Source organism: Pedobacter nyackensis, from assembly GCF_900176505.1.
GTDB classification, from domain to species: Bacteria; Bacteroidota; Bacteroidia; order Sphingobacteriales; family Sphingobacteriaceae; genus Pedobacter; species Pedobacter nyackensis.
The window spans coordinates 177,257-182,870 of the sequence record NZ_FWYB01000011.1; the positions used below are offsets into that span (position 1 = coordinate 177,257).

The window sequence follows — 5,614 nt, forward strand, 5'->3', positions numbered from 1 at the left end:
ACACGTGCAACAACAGCAGAAGGCGTATTGACTACCGCTGTAGCTGCCAAAGAAGCTGCTGCAAATAAAAGTACCGATGTTTCAGCCGATGCAGCCTCCGATACCAAATATCCAAGTGTTAAGGCTATAAAGACTTATGTTGATGGGGCTTCGGCAATAGGAACAACAGGTTTAACAACTGAAATTACAAGGGCAATAGCAGCAGAAGACGTGTTGACTACCGCTGTAGCTACCAAGGAAGCTGCTGCCAATAAATCAACAGATGTTGTAGCCGATGCAGCTTCCGATACCAAATATCCAAGTGTTAAGGCCATAAAAACTTATGTTGACGGAGCTTCGGCAACAGGAACAACAGGGTTAACAACTGAAGTTGCAAGAGCAACAGCTGCTGAAGGCGTGCTGACTACTGCTGTAGCTACCAAGGAAGCTGCTGCCAATAAATCAACTGATGTTGTAGCCGATGCAGCATTCGATACTAAATATCCAAGTGTTAAGGCCATAAAAACTTATGTTGACGGGGCTTCGGCGACAGGAACAACAGGTTTAACAGCTGAAATTACCAGAGCAACAGCTGCTGAAGGTGTGCTTACTACTGGTTTGGCTAATGAAGTTACGAGAGCTACAACAGCAGAAGGTGTGTTGACTACTGCCGTAGCTACCAAAGAAGCTGCTGCAAATAAAAGTACCGATGTTTCAGTTGATGCAACTTCTGATATCAAATATCCAAGTGTTAAGGCTATAAAAACATATGTTGACGGGGCTTCGGCAACAGGAACAACAGGCTTAACAGCTGAAGTTACCAGAGCAACAACTGCTGAAGGGGTGCTGACTACCGGTTTGGCGTTAAAAGCAGATCTGACATCGCCGACCCTTACGGGAACACCATTGGCTCCAACTGCAACTGCAGGAACAAATACTACACAAATAGCTACTACGGCATTTGTAAAAGATGCCATTATAACAGCTGCCGTACCCGACGCTACTGTATCTGCGACTGGTAAGATACAATTGGCTGGAGATTTAACAGGAACAGCCGCCTTGCCGGCCATAGCTGGCGGAGCGATAGATAACAGTAAAATTGCTGCCGGCGCAGCGATCGTTGATACCAAGTTAGCTACTATTGCAACCGCAGGAAAAGTGTCAAACTCAGCTACTACCGCCACTAATGCAAACACTGTAAGTACAATTGTTGCAAGAGATGCTTCCGGCGATTTTTCTGCGGGTGTAATCACTGCAAATTTGACCGGTAATGTATCAGGCAGCGCGGCTACAGTTACCACAGCGGCACAACCTGCTATTACTTCTGTAGGTACATTGACCTCGCTTACTTCAACTGGAGCAATAACTGGAAATACAATTGTTAAGACCGGCGGTACCTCTGCACAATTCTTAAAAGCAGATGGTAGTGTAGATGCAAATACTTACTTAACAACTGCAACAACAACTTTGGACGGACTTACTGATTCTAAAAGTGGAGGAGCTAACTTTTCAAACAGTTTGCTGATTGGTCACCAAACTACAGGTGTACTGAGTAGTGCAGATAGAAATATAGGTATTGGTATTGGAGCACTTACGTCAATTACCACTGGAGATGACAATATTGCCATTGGTTACCAGGCATTAGTCAGCAATACTACAGGGTATCAAAACATTTCTATTGGGCGACAATCAATGCTGAGCAATGTTACTGGAGCCAGTAATACGGCAGTTGGTCTTGAAACACTAGAATCAAATTCAACTGGACATCATAATGCTGCCTTTGGTCATTTAACCATGATAAGTAACAGTACCGGTTATCAAAATGCCGCTTATGGACAGGAAGCATTACAGGGCAATACTACTGGAAACAAAAATACAGCAATGGGGGCGGAGTCTTTATACAACAATGGCGTGGGGAATTATAATGTAGCGGTTGGGTTCAGTTCAGGAAGTAATAACAGTTCAGGAAGTAATAATACCACAATAGGGTATAATTCTAATGTTACTTCTAGTGCTTTAACCAATGCCACTGCCATCGGAAATGGTGCTGTTGTTAATGCAAGTGATAAAATCCAGTTGGGCAATAGCAATGTAACCTTAGTTAATACCAGTGGTGCTATTGGCCTATCAACCCTGCAAACAACAACAAGTGGTTCAGTAGCAGGAAATGCTATATTCTCTATGCCATTTCAAGGAACTAGTTATAAAAAGGTAATTGTCTATTTAAATGCGTTGGATGGCACTGCAACGTATACGTTTCCAACGGCCTTTACCTATAGCCCGAGTGCGGTTGCAAGTAACCAAATTGCAACCAGTGTAGTAACTAGTACATCAACTACTCAGGTAACTATAACAGGTACTACTTCAACCGGATTTATAACCTTAGAAGGATATTAGTCTACCATAACCAGACCGGAGTAAACAGATTAAGGAAAAGAAATGAGAATAATGTATAAAACATTAGTACTGATTGTGGTAAGCGCAATCAGTACTACGGTAAAAGCACAGTTGAACCCATTATCGGCACAGTATTATATCAACCAGTATTTAATTAATCCAGCTTTTGCCGGTGCAGGAGAAGGAATAAAATTAAACGGGGCTTACCGCAAGCTTTGGAGCAATGTACCGGGTTCCCCTTTAACCCAGAGCCTGACAGCCGATTATGGTTTTGGAAAAGTAGGTGTAGGGCTTACTGTGAACAATGAAAGTGCCGGTTTGCAAAGACAGACACGGGTAGTGGGGAGTTATGCTTATCACCTGCAATTGAATGAAGGTAACCAGAGGTTACACTTTGGGGTGTCATTGGGGTTCATGAGTCAGCGACTAGAGAATGCGGATATTTATGGTAATCCAAATGATCCAACTGTAGGGCAGTATAACGACCGTAAAACTTATTTGGATGGTGACTTTGGGGTAGCTTATACTTCGGATAAACTGAATGTACAGGCTGCTATTCCTAACCTTAAAAGTGTATTGAAAAAAGATGTAATCAAATTGGCTGATGTGGCTACTTTTTATACAGCGGTAAGTTATAAAATTGGTATCAGCGAAGGAATGGAGGGCATGGACGTAGAACCTAAAGTTGCATACCGCGGGGTGAAAGGGTTTGACAATATTTGGGATGCTGGGGCACAATTTAGTATTGCCAATAAGCAGGTCTTTTTGTTAGCGATGTATCACAGTACAGAAAATGCTACCTTCGGTTTGGGTATGGATTATAAAAAGAAATACCTGATCAGTGGTACTTATACCACGCAGACTTCGGCCTTGAGTAGTTACACCAATGGTAGTTTTGAACTAAATTTAAGATTGAATTTGAGCAAGTAACCTCGAGTTATAATAGGAAAGCCCCTGTGAAATTCATTCACAGGGGCTTTTTTGTGAAAAATAATTTATGAAATTTCGTATTGAAATAGATTTATTATCTCCTGTTTTTGAGTGTGTTATGAGGGGGGTGATTGCTCTGTTTTTACAACTATTGAATAGTTGGAGGTATTTTGTGTTATAACATGGTTGCGAAACGTACGAATTTAATACCTTCGTTTTGAATTCTATATTATTTGTCGGGATACAAATCGAGAATCATTTTTTATTGGAGTTAAGTAATTAAATATGTCAGAAATTATCATGTTTACATGAGATATTGGCTGTTTTTTTTCATGCTGTCGGCTGCTTATAGTAGTCGGGCACAGCGTGTATCGTCTGCTGTTGTCAATACAACCGGCAGTACTTACACGCAAAAGGACGTCATATACGAGTGGAGTGTAGGGGAACTTGCGCTTGTTGAAACTATGGTTAATAATCAGGTAAGTATCACCAGCGGCTTTTTACAGCCGGTAGCTACCAGTTTACTAAATATCAGCCCATATATCGTTTTTCCAGTCAACATTCTTAGTCCTAATGGCGATGGGGTTAATGATGTCTGGGAAATAAAGGGTATTGAAAAATTCCCTCAGAATGAGGTGACTGTGTTTGATCGCTCAGGACGCACGATATATCACGCGAAAAAATACCAGAATGACTGGAATGGATGTCTGTTAGGTGCACCACTTACTGAAGGTACCTACTATTACATTATCAAACTTGAAAGTGATAGAAGGTACGACCTTATAAAGGGCTATATCACTATTCTGAATTAAAACTCAAAGAACTTAAAATCTTATATGACTAAATTTTACCAATCACGCTTTCTTTTAATTGCTTTTGTATTCATTCTTTTCGGCTTTACCGAGGTGTTTGCTCAGCAACTGCCCCAAATTAATTATCAGGGGGTGGCCAGGAAAACTGATGGGAGTGCTGTTGCAGAACAGTCTATTAGTTTAAGGTTAACCATCAGAGAAGGAGGCGCAAATGGTTCTAGTGTGTACACGGAAACCAGACAGCGTACGACTAACAAATTTGGGCTATTTACAGCTGTGATTGGTAGCAGCGGGGCTCTTTCGCAAAGCGGGAGAATGGCTGAGATAAACTGGGCTACAGGAAATAAGTTCCTCCAGGTAGAGATTGATCCGGCTGGAGGAAGAAATTTTGTTGATATGGGGACTTCTCAACTTCAGTCAGTACCTTATGCTATATATGCAAGCTCTGCTTCTCCGGTGGGGGCAGCTGCGGGCGATTTGGGGGGGAGGTACCCTAATCCTACAGTCACTAAATTACAGGGGGCAGCTATCAGTGTTACAGCTCCGATAACAGGACAAATATTGAAATGGAATGGTACTGAATGGACGCCTAGTAACGAATCTGCTGCGGCTACTGGTCCTCAGGGAGCGCAAGGAATTCAAGGGGCTACTGGCCTTACAGGACCTGCCGGAGCACAAGGTTTGCCGGGTGTTCAGGGACCAAGTGGTTTAACTGGAGCACAAGGTTTGCCAGGTGCTCAAGGACCAATTGGTTTAACGGGGCCACAAGGAATACAGGGGGTACAGGGGATTCCCGGTTTGAGTAATTTGAACTCAATCGGAGCAATCAGTGCTGCTTCTGATCCTAATGGGATGACGTTAAATGATGGGGTTTTAAAACTTACGCCAGCAGATGCATCTAATGGTGGTGTGATTACTACAGGGACACAAACAATTTCAGGTAATAAAACATTTAATGGCTCAACGATATTTACCGGTACAGTAACAGGTGTTACTGCTGCAATGGTAGGACTGGGTAATGTTGATAATACCAACGATGCTAATAAACCCGTATCAACTGCAACACAAGCAGCTTTAGATACAAAAGGTAGTGCTACTGATTTGGCGCTAAAAGCACCTCTGGCTTCACCAGCTTTTACCGGTACAGTAACAGGAGTTACAGCTACTATGGTAGGCTTAGGTAATGTTGATAATACTTCAGATTTGGCTAAGCCAATCAGTACCGCTACACAAGCAGCTTTGGATGCAAAAGGTAGTGCTGTTGATTTAGCTTTAAAAGCACCCTTAGCTTCACCAGCATTTACTGGTATAGTAACAGGCGTTACTGCTGCAATGGTAGGTTTAGGTAATGTGGATAATAGTTCTGACTTGGCTAAGCCAATCAGTACTGCAACCCAGACAGCTTTAGATGCAAAAGGAAGTGTAGCTGATCTTGCTTTAAAAGCACCATTAGCTTCACCAGCTTTTACCGGTACGGTAACGGGTGTTACGGCTAC

The 5,614-nt window shown here is 42.4% G+C and carries 3 protein-coding genes and 1 pseudogene; all 4 read left to right on the forward strand.

Going from position 1 to position 5,614, the window contains the following annotated elements; genetic code table 11:
* Positions 1-2,376: beta strand repeat-containing protein (locus B9A18_RS18400; protein ID WP_200816390.1), on the forward strand; the 2,376-nt coding region annotated here is incomplete at its 5' end.
* 51 nt (positions 2,377-2,427) lie between these two features.
* The gene (locus tag B9A18_RS18405; protein ID WP_235005373.1) at positions 2,428-3,306 is read left to right on the forward strand and encodes a PorP/SprF family type IX secretion system membrane protein; all 879 of its coding nucleotides are present in this window, start codon (positions 2,428-2,430) and stop codon (positions 3,304-3,306) included.
* 308 nt (positions 3,307-3,614) lie between these two features.
* Positions 3,615-4,118, forward strand: a complete 504-nt coding sequence (locus B9A18_RS18410) for a T9SS type B sorting domain-containing protein (RefSeq protein WP_084291012.1) — start codon at positions 3,615-3,617, stop codon at positions 4,116-4,118.
* A gap of 24 nt (positions 4,119-4,142) precedes the next feature.
* Positions 4,143-5,614 (forward strand): annotated as a pseudogene (locus B9A18_RS18415) (collagen-like protein); the annotation flags it as partial.

Bases quoted from the DNA above. Each gene is read 5' to 3' on its own strand.
- B9A18_RS18410 (WP_084291012.1), top strand. From the start codon at position 3,615: ATGAGATATTGGCTGTTTTTTTTCATGCTGTCGGCTGCTTATAGTAGT.
- B9A18_RS18405 (WP_235005373.1), top strand. From the start codon at position 2,428: ATGTATAAAACATTAGTACTGATTGTGGTAAGCGCAATCAGTACTACG.